Source organism: Kribbella sancticallisti, assembly GCF_039530625.1.
GTDB classification, from domain to species: Bacteria; Actinomycetota; Actinomycetes; order Propionibacteriales; family Kribbellaceae; genus Kribbella; species Kribbella sancticallisti.
Map to the genome: position 1 here is coordinate 257,488 of NZ_BAAAOS010000018.1, position 14,563 is coordinate 272,050.

The 14,563-nt window shown below is 69.7% G+C and carries 6 protein-coding genes; 2 read left to right on the plus strand and 4 right to left on the minus strand.

The window, feature by feature from the left end; genetic code table 11:
- Window positions 1-143: 143 nt before the first annotated feature.
- Both ABD255_RS11590 and ABD255_RS11595 read right to left on the minus strand, forming a co-directional pair.
- A complete protein-coding gene (locus ABD255_RS11590) occupies window positions 144-3,794 on the minus strand; it encodes a hypothetical protein (RefSeq protein WP_344212808.1) in 3,651 nt (1,216 codons plus the stop codon).
- Window positions 3,794-10,564: a DUF6603 domain-containing protein gene (locus tag ABD255_RS11595; RefSeq protein WP_344212810.1), complete on the minus strand. Its 6,771-nt coding sequence runs from the start codon at window positions 10,562-10,564 to the stop codon at window positions 3,794-3,796. Before ABD255_RS11595 ends, ABD255_RS11590 begins: the two co-directional genes overlap by 1 nt.
- Before the next feature lie 278 nt (window positions 10,565-10,842).
- On the opposite strand from ABD255_RS11595, the gene ABD255_RS11600 reads away from it, so the two are divergent.
- A complete protein-coding gene (locus ABD255_RS11600) occupies window positions 10,843-12,876 on the plus strand; it encodes a DUF1906 domain-containing protein (RefSeq protein ID WP_344212812.1) in 2,034 nt (677 codons plus the stop codon).
- Window positions 12,877-13,007: 131 nt separating this feature from the next.
- Window positions 13,008-13,538 (plus strand): type 1 glutamine amidotransferase domain-containing protein, encoded by a 531-nt coding sequence (locus ABD255_RS11605; RefSeq protein ID WP_344212813.1) that lies wholly within the window; start codon window positions 13,008-13,010, stop codon window positions 13,536-13,538.
- Here ABD255_RS11605 and ABD255_RS11610 read toward each other — a convergent pair.
- Entirely contained in the window at window positions 13,531-13,932 is a 402-nt protein-coding gene (locus ABD255_RS11610; protein ID WP_344212815.1) for a VOC family protein, read from the minus strand. The two genes, ABD255_RS11605 and ABD255_RS11610, sit on opposite strands and share 8 nt — an antisense overlap.
- Window positions 13,929-14,549, minus strand: a complete 621-nt coding sequence (locus tag ABD255_RS11615) for a maleylpyruvate isomerase family mycothiol-dependent enzyme (protein WP_344212816.1) — start codon at window positions 14,547-14,549, stop codon at window positions 13,929-13,931. The genes ABD255_RS11610 and ABD255_RS11615 overlap by 4 nt, the downstream gene beginning before the upstream one ends.
- Window positions 14,550-14,563: the final 14 nt, after the last annotated feature.

Consider the following 14,563-nt stretch of genomic DNA (forward strand, 5'->3'; position numbering starts at 1 on the left):
GCTCGAGCTTGAGGTGGCCGGCCGGTCGGCGCGGTCCGGCGATTGGCGGCGGGGGAGCTCGACATGGAACGCCGCACCGAGGCAGCCGTCTACGCGGTCGAACGCGCCAGGCGCCATCCGCCGCGGTGAGAGTGGACTCGTGCTCAAGCGCTGACTTCGGCGACCACCTGGGTCTGGGCGCCGGTGGGGGAGCGCATCGTCAGGGTGACGATCATCGGCGGCGCCAGCCGGATGAGCAGTTGGTACTCGTGCGGCGGGTCCTGCGTGGCGCGGAGGGCCTGGATCAGGTCGGCGCTCGGGAACGGGCCCGAGCGGGTCGGGATGTCGTCCAGTTCGAACCGCGCGCGGACGGGAGGCGGCAGCGGGCCGATCGGGAACGGGCGCCGGGTCTGCTGAGCCTGGACCGCGAGGACGAAGGGCGGCTGTGCCTCGATGTCGGCGTCCGAGCGGAGCCGGATCACCACCCCTCGACCGATGATCTTGATGATGTCGAGCAGGTCGAGCGTAGGCGGGTCGGCGACGAACGCCGGCACCGACACCTGTTGCTCGGTGACGCGGCCGAGGGGGTCGACCAGCCGCATCGTCACAGCGACCGGCTGGCCGCTGTCGGGCCGAGTCAGCCAGACCGCCAGTGGAGAGCGCCCGCCCGTCCGTACTCCGCGGACGAGCGCCGCCCCCGGGTCCGCGTTGGCCGGTGGAGCGCCGGCCACTGAACCCTCGGGCACCAGTTGCAGCGGCAGCGGATCGACGCCGGCCACTCCGGCCGCGCCGGAGATCTCGACCGACACCCGGTGGTTGCCTAGCGCAACCTCTCGCGCGGGGGCCGAGGTGGAGGTCGTCACCAGGATCAGTTCGCCCGTACCGATCGGCGTCGCCACCAGCGGCGCGAGGTCGGGCGCCGATCCGGGCAGCACCGTCAGAACCACCGGCTCACAAGCCGTCGACGGCAGACCACGAACCGCCTCCACCGGTACCGCGTCAACCGGTACTGCGACCGCCCGCACGAACCAGTCATCCCACGAAGGCCCAAACGCGCCGGTCCAGCCGGCCGTGTACATCAGCTCACCGGTGACCGGATCAGGCGGCTGTCCGGCACCGGGCGGAACCGCGGGCACCACCGCGAAGGCCGGTCCCATCGACTCGAAAGATCTCGCCGCCACCTCAGACCGCGCGCGGAACAACCGGAACTCCCGCACCGGCACCCGGCTCGCAGCCGTCAGCGACAACGCCACACTCCCCGCCACACCGATCACCGAGCTGACGACCGGAGCCGCCGGACGACGCAACCGTGGCGCCGCGACCGCCTGCAAGTGCTCGTGGGCCGGCACCCCGCCCGGCCAGGCCGACTCGACCCCCGAGGTGGACAGCGTCGTGACGGTGAACAGGTGGATGTCGGTCGAACCCTTGGGCAGAGTCACGTCGCTTTCGCGCGCCGAACCCGGAAGGACCATCAACCGACGGAAGAATGCCCGACGGCGGTCAGCCGGGAGAGCGTCGTACGAATCCCACAACTGCTGCAGCCGTACGCCGGGGAGCGTGCCCTCGGCGGCTCGCGGCGGTAGGCCGACCGACTGGCGCAGAGCCGTCTCGGCGACCTCCCAGACGATGATTCCCTTGTCTGCTTGAAGCTGTGCTCCGGCGGGCACGGACCAATGCACCCGCGCGTGTGAACAGCCCTGAGCATCCGGGGCGCTGCCCATCGGCACGCCGGGTGGCAAGGGCGGTGGGATGGGCGCGACCGGCACCGGCGTCGCAGTACTGGTCAGGGCCGGGCTCGCGGCGGCCGGACTCAGGTCGGAGGTGATTCCGATCAGCAACTGGGTTCGCGTCCACAGGGCAACGCCCCAGCGCGCGGTCGCCCCGAAATCCAGAACCGGTATTGCGACCCGCAGCCGGTACCGGCGTCCTTCCTCGCCCTGCGCCGGACCAGCCGGTACTGCGTTCTCCCCGGCCGAGTCCAAGTGCTCCACCTGTACTCCGGCGCCGCCCTGCAACTCCTGGCCGACGAAGGTCAGCGACACATCCCGCCGGAAGCACCCGGCGGGCGCGGCACCGAACGGCGTGACCCCGGCCGGTGGCGCGCTGGTTGACGACGCCATCGGGAACAGCACCACGCGCAGGTCGACCGCGACCGGCGTCCGCTCCTCCCAGTTGACCGCCAGCTCCACCTCGAGCGTCGCCGGGCACAAGGTCGAGCCGGCGAACTGGGAGCTCAACGCCATCGCGATGATCCGTGGTCGTGGCGGCGCGGGCTCGTTGCCGGCGTAGAGGGCGTCCTCCCACTTCGACCAGACCCCGAACACATCCTGTACTGCGACCGGATACCCCGGGCTCCGGCCACCACTTCCGATCGGGATCTCGGCGATCGCGTCGACGATGCTCGTCCGGCGGAACTCCGGCTCGTCCTCAGGCCCATCCGGAACCGGTAGCAGCGGGCGGAAGTCACCCGCGGGGCGCAGTGGCAGCAGGCACTCGGCAGTGGTGTCTGCCGGGGACTCGAATCGCGCCAGCGAGCCGCCGGTGCCTTGGCCGAGTGCGGCGGTCGCCTCGGGCCGGAACCAGGAGATCCGGACCGTCTCGCGCCACGGCCTGTCCGGAGCCTCGGGCGCCACCAGCCCGTCGCGAACGGCGGAGACGTCGACCGGCGTACGGGTGTTGGCGTGTTGCGGGGCAGAGGGGACGTAGGCCGCCAAGGTGGCGGGTCCTGTGCGGCTCGGGGTGTCCGAGTACTCGGCAGTGACCATCAGGTCGTCACCACCGACGGCGGGCAGGTCGAAGCGTGGTTCCTCCAGGTAGCTCGTGCCGAAGCCGAGTGCCAACGCAAGGAACGGATCCGCGCTGGCAGGCAGTGTCAGCAGCGAGAGCAACGGCAACTCCGCCGTAGCCGCCAGAGACGAGCCGGTCGGGCCGTCGACGGGCCCGGAGTCGAGCACGTGCTGCTGCTCGTAGGGCGGAGTCGCCGGACGGTAGATGCGTTCGATCCGTGGCAGGGTCTCGTTGCGGATCTCCTTGAGCAACATGTCGTAGTCAGGGGGAGACCAGGCGGGCGCAGTACGGCTGGTGGCTGTGACCGGGTACCAGCCGACCGGCGGACCGCCACGCTTGAGCCGCCGGAGTGCAGCCTCGACTGGATCCACCGGGTCATCGAACAAGCCCTGCGGGCCGGTGTCGTACGACGTACCGGGCCAGGGCGAGTCCACTGGCAATCCAACCCGCTCAAAGGGCTTCCACGCGTCATCGTCATCCAGCACTTGCTGAAGAAGCTCGATCCGTACGTCGGGGCTGTGCCCGTTCACCAGCAGCGCGCGAGTACCACCAGGGCAGCGCACCACCAACCGCACCCGCGCACCCCCGACACTGCTGATCGCGTCCGCTCCGACGGTGAACGGCAGGGCGAGCGCTCCGCGGGTGACGAGGAGTCCAACAGGACGAGCCGGGTTGATCGGATTGCACTCGACCTCGACGTACGCCGCGGTCCGGCCGCCCCAGAACAACCCCAGGCCGCCCTTCACCGGCTGCTGCTCGACGTCGACGCCTTCCGGCCGGTCCCGGCGCGGCCGCCGCCAGACCACGAACGGCTCAGCCGGTACGCCGAGCTCCCTGGCGCAGCTCCACCGCAGATTGATCTCGGTCGGCCGCCTTTCCCGCAGGGACTTCAAGTGCTCCAGCAGCCGGTCGTCGATCACGACGTGGTGCTGTCGCACGAGCTGGAGATGCTGCTCGGCGATGACCGGCCAGGGGATCTTGGCGGATTCGGCCCGGAACCAGTACGGCCAGGCGATGCGACGAGCCATCAGTCCTCCACCTCCCAGGGCGCCCGGTGCAGGGCGATGCGCAGCGCTTCGGCCCGCTGCGTCGGAGTACCGGCGAGAGCGTCACCGGCGACTACGAGATCGAGCCGCAGCTCGGAACCGCGGGATCCGGGGGCGAGCAGCAGGACGGCTCGCGTACCGCCCGTGCCCTTCACCAGCTTGGTGATGCCGGCTCTTGGTGGATCGCCCGCCGCAGGGGGTGCTGCGCTCGGCTTGAGTGACAGCCAGTCGCCCTCGACAGCAGCCCACCACTGGTGGCTGGGACCTGCCGATGGGTCAGGTGGACCGGCCACAACGGTTGGCATCGGCCGCGAACGCCACATGGCCTCGCTGCACTCCACCACGACCGCGACCGGCTGCGGCACGGCCTCACCGGACCACAGCACCTGGACCCCCGGATAGCGCGGCACCTGCGGGATAGCGAGTCCTGCGCCCTGATAAGCCGCATCCAGTACGTCGCCCGCCGGGGCCAGCGGCAGCGTCGACAGTGCGGCCGGCGTCGACACATGCCGGTGCTGGCGAGGTGCGAGTCGGACCAGCTCAGCGAGGTCGTTGACGGTGTCGAAGCGGGAGGTGGTGAAGCCGACGCGGTGCACCCGTCGTCCGTGTGCGTTGGCCGGAGCTCCCTTCGGCACGGCCTCGATATCGACCAAGTAGTCCGTGAGCGGTTGCAGCACATAGGGAAGCGTCAGGATCGTGCCATGGGTGCTGCTGCCGCTTCCATTGGTGCAGGGCAGCTCATCGAGCAGCTCGGTCACGGCCTGCTGCCATGGGGTCATCACTGCACCCAGCTCTGGCGTCAGAGGACCCCCGACGCCAGTGAGGTCGTAGGGCAACGTCAGCGATGCTCCAGGAGGCCCGCCACCCGGCGGCTCGGGATGGAAGCCGGACGAGGCCTGGACGCTGACCCGCAACTCCTCGCCGTAGGCGTCGAAGAGCGCGGTCACGTTCTGGGTGGCGAGCGCGATCCGGATCGGCTCGGCGCAGAAGATGCCGGTCTCGTTCATCGCCGGAGCCGTCGCGAGCAGCCAAGGCCCGAGATCGGCCGGTACCTCGCTCGGCCCGTCCGCGGCGAACCGGAAGTCCCGGGTCACCTCCGCCTCCCAGTTCTCGGGTTCGCTCGGCGGCGGCTTGGTCTCGCCCGGCACGAACTGCGCGCGGTACTTGACCCGGACCGTGTAGTTCACCGACGGGACCAGCAGGGCGACGTCGGTCGGGTCCTGCGAGAGGGTGGATTCGAGCAGGTCGCGCTCAGTCGTGATGACCTGGGTGTCGTAGTCGAAGCGCCGGCGCTCGGCGATCGTGACACCGGCGGCGGCCACCACCCAGTACGGCGTACCGGAGAGGAACCGCTCTCGGCGGTCGGCGCCAAGTTCGACCTCGGCCACGCTGCCGGGGACGTCGACGACAACCCGGCACAGCAACAGATCCCGCTCCTCGGCGGCCACGCGGGCGGCGATCCGTCCAGCGCGTTCGAGGGGGTTCGCCCACGGGCCCGTGGAGTCGGTCCACTCGCCCGGCAGCGGGTTGGACGAGGTGACCATGCTGTCCGGTGTCACCGGTTGCTCGGCGACGATCGAGCCGTCGCCGTCGCGGCAGGTGATGATCAGGCCCTCGTTGAGCATCCGCTCGGAGACCAGCAGCAGCAGTTCGAGCGCCTCGAGGCCGCCGTCGACCCGCAGCAGCAGGGAGTTGCCGAACTCCGACGGCTTGAAGCCCGTCTCCTCCCAGACCTGCCTGACCAGTTCACGTTCTTCCTCGCTCCCGTACGGCGCTGGGTCCGGCTCGTCGCCCGACGGTGAGCGCAGGATCCGGCCCTGGCACTGAAGGGGTTTGCCGGCCAGGTCCTTGTCCCACGCAGTGTCGACCCAGTGAGCGCCGAGGTCGGCCAGCGACGTACCGGTGGCCAGCAGGTCGACGACCTCTTGCAGGGCTTCACCGCTGGTCGGCAGTGCCGTGTTGCCGAAGGTGAGCGGGTTCCCGTCCTGCCAGACCTGGATGGAATCGACCTCCTCGATCCGACCGGTCGGGCACGGTACGGCGTCCCCCACCACGACAGCGGGGTCCGTGCCCTGCAGCAGGTCGGCCAGGACGTTCCCGGTGCGCCAGGTCTCGGTGACACCGAGCTTCGCGTCGACCGGAGTACTGCGGAAGTCGCCGGGCTCGTCAGGCCAGGGAATCCCGGCCAGTTGCCAACCCGTCGGACTCGGACCGGCTGGCTTCTTGTCGAACGTCCACATCACCGGAGCCGGTCGTGCGGGCGTGCTGCAGATGTGGCCCCAGCGTTCCTTGACCGTCGTGGTGAGGCTCTCGCCGTACGGGACAGCGCGTGGCGCCGGGGTCGGCAGCCAGCTCAGCAGTGCGAGGGCTGGGCCGAGTTGCGACTGCCCGGGCGCACTGCGAGCCCACCAAGTCGCAGGAGTCTTGCCTGCCGGCGGATCAGGCTGCAGATCGCCGAGCAACTCGACGCTGGTCAACTGGAAGCGCCACCAGTTGTCGCCGCGGCGTACCCAGGGGTCAGTGCCGACGCCGGAGACGCCGCGGGCCTCGCCACCCAGGATCACGTTGCCGGGCATGACCGTCGGTGGGGTCTTGAACAACACGACGGGCACAGCGTCCAGCGGCACGGTCGGGACCTCGTCGCCGGCGCTGGCCGCGGCGTCGCCCAACGCGCCGTCGACGGCCCGGTCGGTCGCACTGCCCTCGACCAGGGCAGGGGAGCGGCTGACCAGCTTGACGCCGGCCACGAGTTCCGGCGGCACCGGCGGATCCGGCGTGCCGCCGCCGATCTGGAGCTTCACGCAGCCTTCGACCGAGAAGAAGAAGAACTCGACCTTGCCGCAGACCCGGCCGGTGATGCTGGTCGTGTCGGTGGTTCCGATCTTGCCGATCAGCACGGTGAGTTCGGCCCGGGCCGAGATGCCGACGATCCACAGCCGCAGCTCGCCGCGGGCGTAGATCATCCCGCCGAGACCGAACGGCTCGAACGAGATGAGCGCGTCGAACCCGGCCGCGACCTCGAAGTACAGGCCGACCGCCTTGCTGCCCATCAGCACGCACTGCAGGTGGAAACCGACGGCGATGGCCAGGCCGTCGGTGGCGATCGGCAGCTTCGGGTTGGCCAGCGTGGTCCCGTCGCCGTGGATCATCAGGTAGCCGGTGCCCCGGAAGACGTCGAGCACGGAGACCGTCACCGGGTCGGTGTAGGTGCCGAGGTCGATGAACCAGTTCTGCGCCTGCGACAGGTGGAAGAAGGCCGTCACCGGCACGCGGATCTTCAGCAGCTTCAGGATCGTGTACTCCGCGACCACGCCGATGGTGATCGTGCCGCGGCCGAAGTCCAGGTCGAGCACGGCCAGGAACGTCGCGCTGCTCTGCGCCTTCAGCACCGGCGGCAGCTTGAGTACGTCGGCCTTCATCATCAGCATCAGCCGCGGACCGGGAACCTCGACCAGCACGATGCCCTTGAGGTGCAGCAGGAAGCCGCCCTCGGCCGTGCCGAGCATCATGCCCGCCGCGATCGCGAAGCTGCCGGGGTTGAGCTCCCACCCGGCCGGATGCATCACGTTGAACCCGCGCGCGGGCGTTAGCTGACTCTCCAGCCACTTCAACGCCGGCGCCTGTACTCCGGACTGCTCCAGCCGGCGGTAGTTGACCCCAACCCCGCCGAGGAAGCCGAAGATGCCCAGGCCCGAGTTGCCCAACGGCAGCGGCACGGGGAACTCGACCTCGGCACCGACCAGTACTCCGGTCGTCCCCGCGCGGCTCTCCAGCGCGAGCGTGGCGCTGGCGCGGAGGCCGACAGACGGGAAGGTGAGATCGAACGCGCCCTTGAAACCGAGGTCGGTGATCTCCAGGTAGCCGGTGCCGTGGATCGCGCCGGGGATGTCGAGCGTGGCGCCGAGCTTGGTCAGTTGCGGCGCCTCGAACGCGTCCAGCCGCAGGCGCACCCGGACGGTGTCGACGGTGACGATGCCTAGGTCGACACCGAGCCCGACCTCGACCTCGAGGTACGTCGGGTTCAGCCGGCTCACGCGGACGCCGAGCACCCGCAGCAGCGAGTCCAGCGGCGGCGCGGCCATCAAGGACCCGGCCGGTACGTCGAGGGTGTAGCCGCGCCTCGGGTCGAAGACGGGCAGCGGTACATACTCGACCGGCCCGTCACCGTCGTCCTCGGTCGCCCACGTACTGCGAATGCCGACCGCCTGGTACCGCGTCACGATCGGCTTCTGCGGATCCACCTTGATGAAGCCGAGGTCGAACGAGAAGGCGGTCTCCAGGTCGAGCAACACGCTCACCTGGGTGGTGTTCGGCCCGCTCCCGGTCGCCGGATCCACCAGTCCGTCGGTGACCACCAGTTGGCCGCCGCGCAGTACGACGTACTGGGTCTGGATCTGGCCGCCGGCTCCGAGGCCGACCGCGGCACTGCCGAGCACGACGAGCGGTACGAGTTCGCCCGCTGCCGGACTGGGCGGGGTGGCCGCGGCGAGAAGCGGGGACAGGGCCGCGACGGCACCGAGAATGTTGAGCGCGGTGTTGGACCCGGCGGCCGATCGCTCGACCTTGGCGAGGCCGTCGAGATCGCCTTCGATCGCGCGGAACTCAGCACTGGTCTCCCACGACGAGCGGTCCTCGGCGACCTTCAGCCGGACCAGGAAGGTGCAGATGCCGTCGCTCGGATTGGTCCGGGCCGGGAGTTCCTCGTCGGTGTGCTCGTCGAGGCGGGCCTCGGCCGCGGTCCGGACGTCGAACTCGCCGTAGATCTCGGCGCGCACGAACGTGCCGCGGATGAGCTCGACCCGCACCCCGAGCTTGCGGAAGCAGTCGGGCGTGAGTTGGCGCTGCGGCTCGGGGTCGACCTCTTTCGTCTCGACCTCCTCGCGCTTGAGTTCGGCCGTGACGGTCTCCGTGCTGGGCGTCGCGAGCGCCGGCGTCGCGGTCGCCCGCCGCCAGGCCGAAGAACCCGGCGCCGGCAGGCCGGGGCCGCCGAGCGCCGCGGCGGCCTGACCGTGCGCCGTGCCGGCGCTGACGTTGGTGAAGCCGAGCGCGGAATGGTCTTCGAGTAGGTGGATCAACGCGTCCCGTCGTCGCTCGCTCAAGGCCAGGTTGAAGGAGACATGACCGGCGTCGTCGAAGCCCTCGTACGACGCGAACCCCTCGACCGTCAACGGAGTCGCCTTGGGGAGTTGCGCGAGCCGGGCGATCGAGTCCGCGCCGAGGAACGGCTGCGCGCTGCCGAAGCCGTTCCGGGAGGAGGCGGGGGAGTCGGCGAGGCTCGCCGGATTCATCGACCAGTCGGTGCTCTGACCGGGCGGGAACTCGGCGGCGGTCGGCCGCTCGAACAGCGTGTAGGCGCTGAACGGCTCGACGGCCGCGGGCGTGACCGTCCTGGTGGCCGTGACGGTCACGGTCGCGCCGGCCGCGACCGGGATCTCGGCCGAGGAACCGTTGGCGGTGCCGCCCGGCCAGGTCCAGACGATGTCGCCGCCGCCGTCGGGGCTCAGCTCGACCGTGGCGTGTGTGGCCGTCTGCGCGGTGACGACCAGGCGGTGCCCTGTACTGGTCGTGGTCCTCGGGACCACCTCGCCACCGGCCGTCGGCGTCGGAGTGACCGCGGCTGTCGACTTCCGGACGGTGAGGTTCCTGATCAACTCGTGCAGCCCGGCGTCGGTGACCTTGATCTCCAGCGCCATCGTGCCGGTGCCGGGCAGCAGGATCGTCCGTCGATCCAGCGTGGTCGGGTCCGCGCCGTTCACGGTGACGCGATACGTGTACGGCGCCAGTCCGCCGCCGGCGCCGATGTACAGCGTCGCGCTGTCGGGGAGTTCGACCGGATTGAGGACCGGGTCGCTGTCCTGCACCGGATACCACTCACCCGCGGGGCCCTGGAACGCCAGCCGCACGGTCGGCGACTGGCCGCGATTCACCACCTCCGCCTCGAACAGGCCGGTCACCCCCGCGTGCCGGCCGAGCCCGATCCACAGATCCCGCACCCCGGCGCTCACCGCGAGACCTTCGAGACCGGTCGGCGCGACGAACAACCTGACCTCGGGCAGATACAACCCCTGCCAATCGGTCGGCTGCGTCCGCGCATTGGCCGGTACTCCGGCCGGGCCGGCCTCACCGGTCAGGTCGAGCGTCGCGCTCCGGAAGGCGAAACCGACCACCTCGCCCGGGCCGATCAAGGCGTGCGGCGGCTCCATCCGGATGAAGTCGAAGATCTGGTCCTGCGGCGGCGCCCCGCCGACCGTGCTGCTGAGCAGCTTGACCTCGAGCCCTTGGCCGGCCGGGCGCAACAGCCGGACCCGCAGCGCGGGGAGGTGAAACCGGACATCAGGGTTGGCCGGGTCGGCCCGCAGTTGACCTTGGGCATCGAGCAGCGCACCCCGCAGGAACGGCAGCCGCGCGATCGCCCGGGGCGTGTCGACGACCAGCCGGACCGTCCCGTCCGGATCACCGCCTGGCGCGTCCAGCCGCAAGGAGAACTCGACCCCGACCCGTGGATCGGGGAACGAGATCGGCGTCCCGGTGCTGTTCACGGCGGCCGGGCTCCGGCTGAACGAACCGGTCGCCGGATCGAGACTGAGCGGCAGGTCCCCACCCACCGTCGTCTTCCACACCCGCCAGCTGAACCCGTCGTCCTCGACGCGTTCTTCCTGGGTCGGCGTGTCGACGCTGTCGAGCACCGGCTCGAGCGCGTCGAGCCCGCCACCGTTCTTCAACGACGCAGGCGTGTCGTCCCAAAGACTCATGTCGTTCCCCCCAAAGCCCCTGGGAATCAGGACACCAGTTCTCGCCGGATTTGGTAACCCTTCGGACACGGTGAGCCGCTGATCACCGGCTCTGCAGGAAGTTGCAATGATCCGGCGGGTGCCGCCGGGACAGGCGCCGATAGCATCCGTGCATCAAGGCGAGTCGCCGGAGCTATTCGACAGCTTCGTGGGGCTCGCCTTGGATGAGGTCTGGGGCTGGGGACATGGGGCGGGCGGTCATGTTCTGGAGCAGCCGTCCGTCGTTGTGAGGAGTTTTGGTGAGGCTTGTCAGGCCTGTTGTGGTGGCGTCGGTCGTGGCGTTGGTGGGAGGAGTGGCCGCTGGAGTGGCGGCGCAGGGAGCGGATGAGCAGACCGTTTCCTATCGCGGATACGAGGTGACCGTCCCGGCGAGCTGGGAGGTCGTGGATCTGGCGAAGGACCCGAAGGCTTGTGTGCGGTTCGACAAGCCGGCGGTGTATCTGGGACGCAGTACTGCGAACGCGGACTGCCCGGCGCACCTGGTCGGACGCAGCGAGGGTGTCATCCTCGAGCCGCTGACCAGGGCGGCCAAGTCGGGTGACGGCGAGTTGCAGGTGGCTGTGAAGGACGCCGGCGTCCTGGCGACCGCGTACTACGCTCCAGGCGCGGAGCAGGTCGCCGCCAAGATCATGAAGAGCGGCAAGGTCAAGTCGAAGGCCCAGGCCCTCCAGGAACCCCGTCAGGCTCAGGCCGTCGCGACGCCCACGATCGTTGCCACCGGCAGCATCGGCGCTCCTGGCTTCGACACCTGCACGGCGCCGAGCCAATCCGCCATGGACGCGTGGAAGTACCCGTCGTCGATCTATCGGGCCGTCGGTATCTACATCAGCGGCGGCCTCCGCGCCTGTGACCAGCCGAACCTGACCCCGGAGTGGGTCGCCGCGAACGCCGCCAAGGGCTGGCAGTTCCTGCTGATCGATGTCGGCCTGCAGGCTCCCTGCAGCACGCTCAGCAGCAAGATGTCGGCTGTCCCCGCCACCGCTCTGGCCCAGGGCAAGGCCGCCGCGGTCAACGCGGTCGCCTCCGCCCAGGCGCTCGGCTTCGCGCCGCGCAGCGCGATCTACAGCGACATCGAGAACTACGCGTCGACCGCCTCCTGCAAGGCGGCCGTCCTGTCCTACCTGAGTGGCTGGACGCAGGAACTCAACGCGCGCGGCTACGTCGGCGGCACGTACGTCGGTGCCGGCTCGGGCGGTGTCGACCTTTCCAGCGCCTACACCAGCACGGCCTACACGCGGCCCGACAACATCTGGTTCGCTCACTGGGGCTCCACCCCGGTCGGCACCAGCCGGTTCATCCCGAGCACCTACTGGCCGAACCACCAGCGGGTGCACCAGTACGCCAACGTGAAGGAGACCTACGGTGGCGTGACGATGAGCATCGACAGCAACGCGCTGAACCTCACCGCACCGCCGGTCCCGGTCACCGGCTTCGACGCCAACGGCTCGAACACGGCCGCCGCACTGCGTTGGACCGTGCCGACCGGCACCAAGCTGGCCCAGGTCATCGTTCGCCGCAACACCGGCGCGACCCCGCCGCCGCTCCCGACCAGCGGCACCGCGGTCTACGCCGGCACAGCCAGTACTGCGACCGCCGCGGGCCTGCTCAATGGGACCAGCTACACGTTCCGCGCCTGGATCAAGGACACCACCGGCAAGATCGGTCCCGGATCGGACACGTACCTGGCCGGCACCAAGTCCACCATCGCCGCGAGTGCCTCGTCGATCATGTACACCGGCGGAGTCACCCTCAGCAGCAGAGCGACTCGGGCCGACACCGGGGCAGCGGTGCCCGGCGTACCGATGACGCTGTACTCGAAGGCGAAGAACGCGACCAAGTGGACGACTGTCACCACTGTCACCTCGTCGGCGACCGGCGACGCCACCTCGCTGCAGAAGCCCCCGGTTTCCACCTACTACATGTGGGGCTACAACGGCTCGCCCGACCTGCTGGGGTCGCGGAGTACCGCAGTACTGGTTGAGGTGCGTCCGGCGATGTCCGGCTACCTGACTCCGGCCGCGATCAGGCTCGGCGCGAGCTCGGTGCTGTACGGCTACCTCAACCCGCCGCACGCCGGGATGACCGCCTACCTCCAGCGCAGGTCGGGAACCACCTGGGTGGCAGTGACCACCGGCAAGCTGGCGACGAACGGCAAGTTCGCCTTCGCCATCAAGCCGGCCACCAGGGGCATCTTCACCTACCGAGTCGTCTGGCTGGCCGACGCCGACCATCAGGGCACCCAGACCCCCTCGAAGGTCCTCACCGTCAGCTGACCCGGTTCGGGCGCGCACCTCGCCGGTGCGCGCCCACCGGGATCGGTCAGCCGCGGCTGGTGGTTCGCGTGTGCAAGGGATCGGCGTGGGTACCCGGCGGGGTGTACATCCACTGCTGAAAGGGGTTCGAGATGGCTGACAGCAAGAAGATCGCCTTCCTGGTCGCCGCCGAGGGAATCGAGCGGGTGGAGCTGACCGAACCGTGGAAGGCAGTCACGAAGGCCGGCCACCAGCCGGTGCTGCTGAGCCCCGAGACGGGCGAGGTGCAGACCTTCGACCACCTGACGGCGTCGGAGAAGTTCCCGGTGAACCAGGCGGTCGGTGACGTGTCGGTGGAGGACTTCGCCGCGCTGGTCCTGCCGGGCGGCGTCGCCAATCCCGACGCGCTGCGCACCGACGAGAAGGCGGTCGGCTTCGTGAAGTCGTTCGTCGACTCCGGCAAGCCGGTCGCGGCGATCTGCCACGCGCCGTGGACGCTGATCGAGGCCGATGTCGTCCGGGGCCGGACGGTGACGTCGTGGCCGAGCCTGCAGACCGACCTGCGCAACGCGGGCGCGGAGTGGACCGACGAGACCGTCGTCACCGACGGCAACCTGATCACCAGCCGCAAGCCGGATGACCTGCCGGCCTTCACCAAGACCCTGCTCGAAGCGCTCAACTGACGAGACTCCAAAGGTGGCCGTCGGGGTCGGCGAAAGTGGCTGTATAACCCCACGGCTGCTGGGTCGGCGGCGTGACGGCTTCGGCACCTGAGTCCACTGCGCGCTTGAAGGCCGCATCGACCTCGGCCTGCGTGCTCAAGGTGATGCTCAGCAGACATTCGCTGACGTCCTTGGCCGCGGTCTCACGGCCCGCGGTCACCCAGCCGAAGCCGCCGGTGGGAATGAACATCAGGTTGACCCCGTCACCGAGCACGAACTGCAGCGGCTCGGGGATACCGTCATCCGCCACCTCGCCGACGGGTTCGAGGCCTAGGGCCGCCTGGTAGAACTCGAACGACGTGGGCCGGTCGTGGATCGGCAGGCACAGCGTGTACGTGCTCGTCGTGAACGTCATCGGTTCTCCTTGGTGAAGTGGGCGGCGCCATCCAGGCGGCCCGCGGGGAGGTCGCGGCCGCAGATGGCGAGGAGTAGGTCCTGGGCCGTGCCCGACACCGGCCGCCCGGAACCGTAGGTCCAGTCGAGGTCGGTGGCCCGGAGTTGGATGCCGGTCAGGTCGGTGCCGAAGAACTTCAGCTGCCGGCTCGACAGCTCGCCGAGCACGACCTCGATCCGCTCCGCCGGTACCTTCCGGTCGTGGCCTAGGGCAACGGTGATGTCCAGGCCGTGGATCACATCGTGCGACAGCGCTCCCTCGAACCCGCCACCCGGTGGCTTCCACGGATGGTTCACGTTGGCCGCCAGCGACTCGACCAGGTCCGTCGGCGAGAGCTCGGCCGCGTCCCGGCGGGCCAGGCGGTCCGCCATCGGGTTGAACCTGCCACCGGACTTGGCCAGCTCCAGCAGGAAGCGCGGAGCGGAGTACCGGAACGGCATCGTGATGTGCGCGACCACCTCCCGCACGCGCCAGCCTTCGCACAGTGTCGGGTGGTTCCAGCCGTCGGCAGGCAGTTGCCGGAGGAATTCCGTCAGGTCACTCCGCTCCCCGGCGATGAGACTTCTGATCTCTGTCATACCCCACCGACGAA

Coding starts and splice junctions, on each gene's coding strand:
- ABD255_RS11590 (WP_344212808.1), bottom strand. CDS start 3,794: ATGGCTCGTCGCATCGCCTGGCCGTACTGGTTCCGGGCCGAATCCGCC.
- ABD255_RS11595 (WP_344212810.1), bottom strand. CDS start 10,564: ATGAGTCTTTGGGACGACACGCCTGCGTCGTTGAAGAACGGTGGCGGG.
- ABD255_RS11605 (WP_344212813.1), top strand. CDS start 13,008: ATGGCTGACAGCAAGAAGATCGCCTTCCTGGTCGCCGCCGAGGGAATC.
- ABD255_RS11610 (WP_344212815.1), bottom strand. CDS start 13,932: ATGACGTTCACGACGAGCACGTACACGCTGTGCCTGCCGATCCACGAC.
- ABD255_RS11615 (WP_344212816.1), bottom strand. CDS start 14,549: ATGACAGAGATCAGAAGTCTCATCGCCGGGGAGCGGAGTGACCTGACG.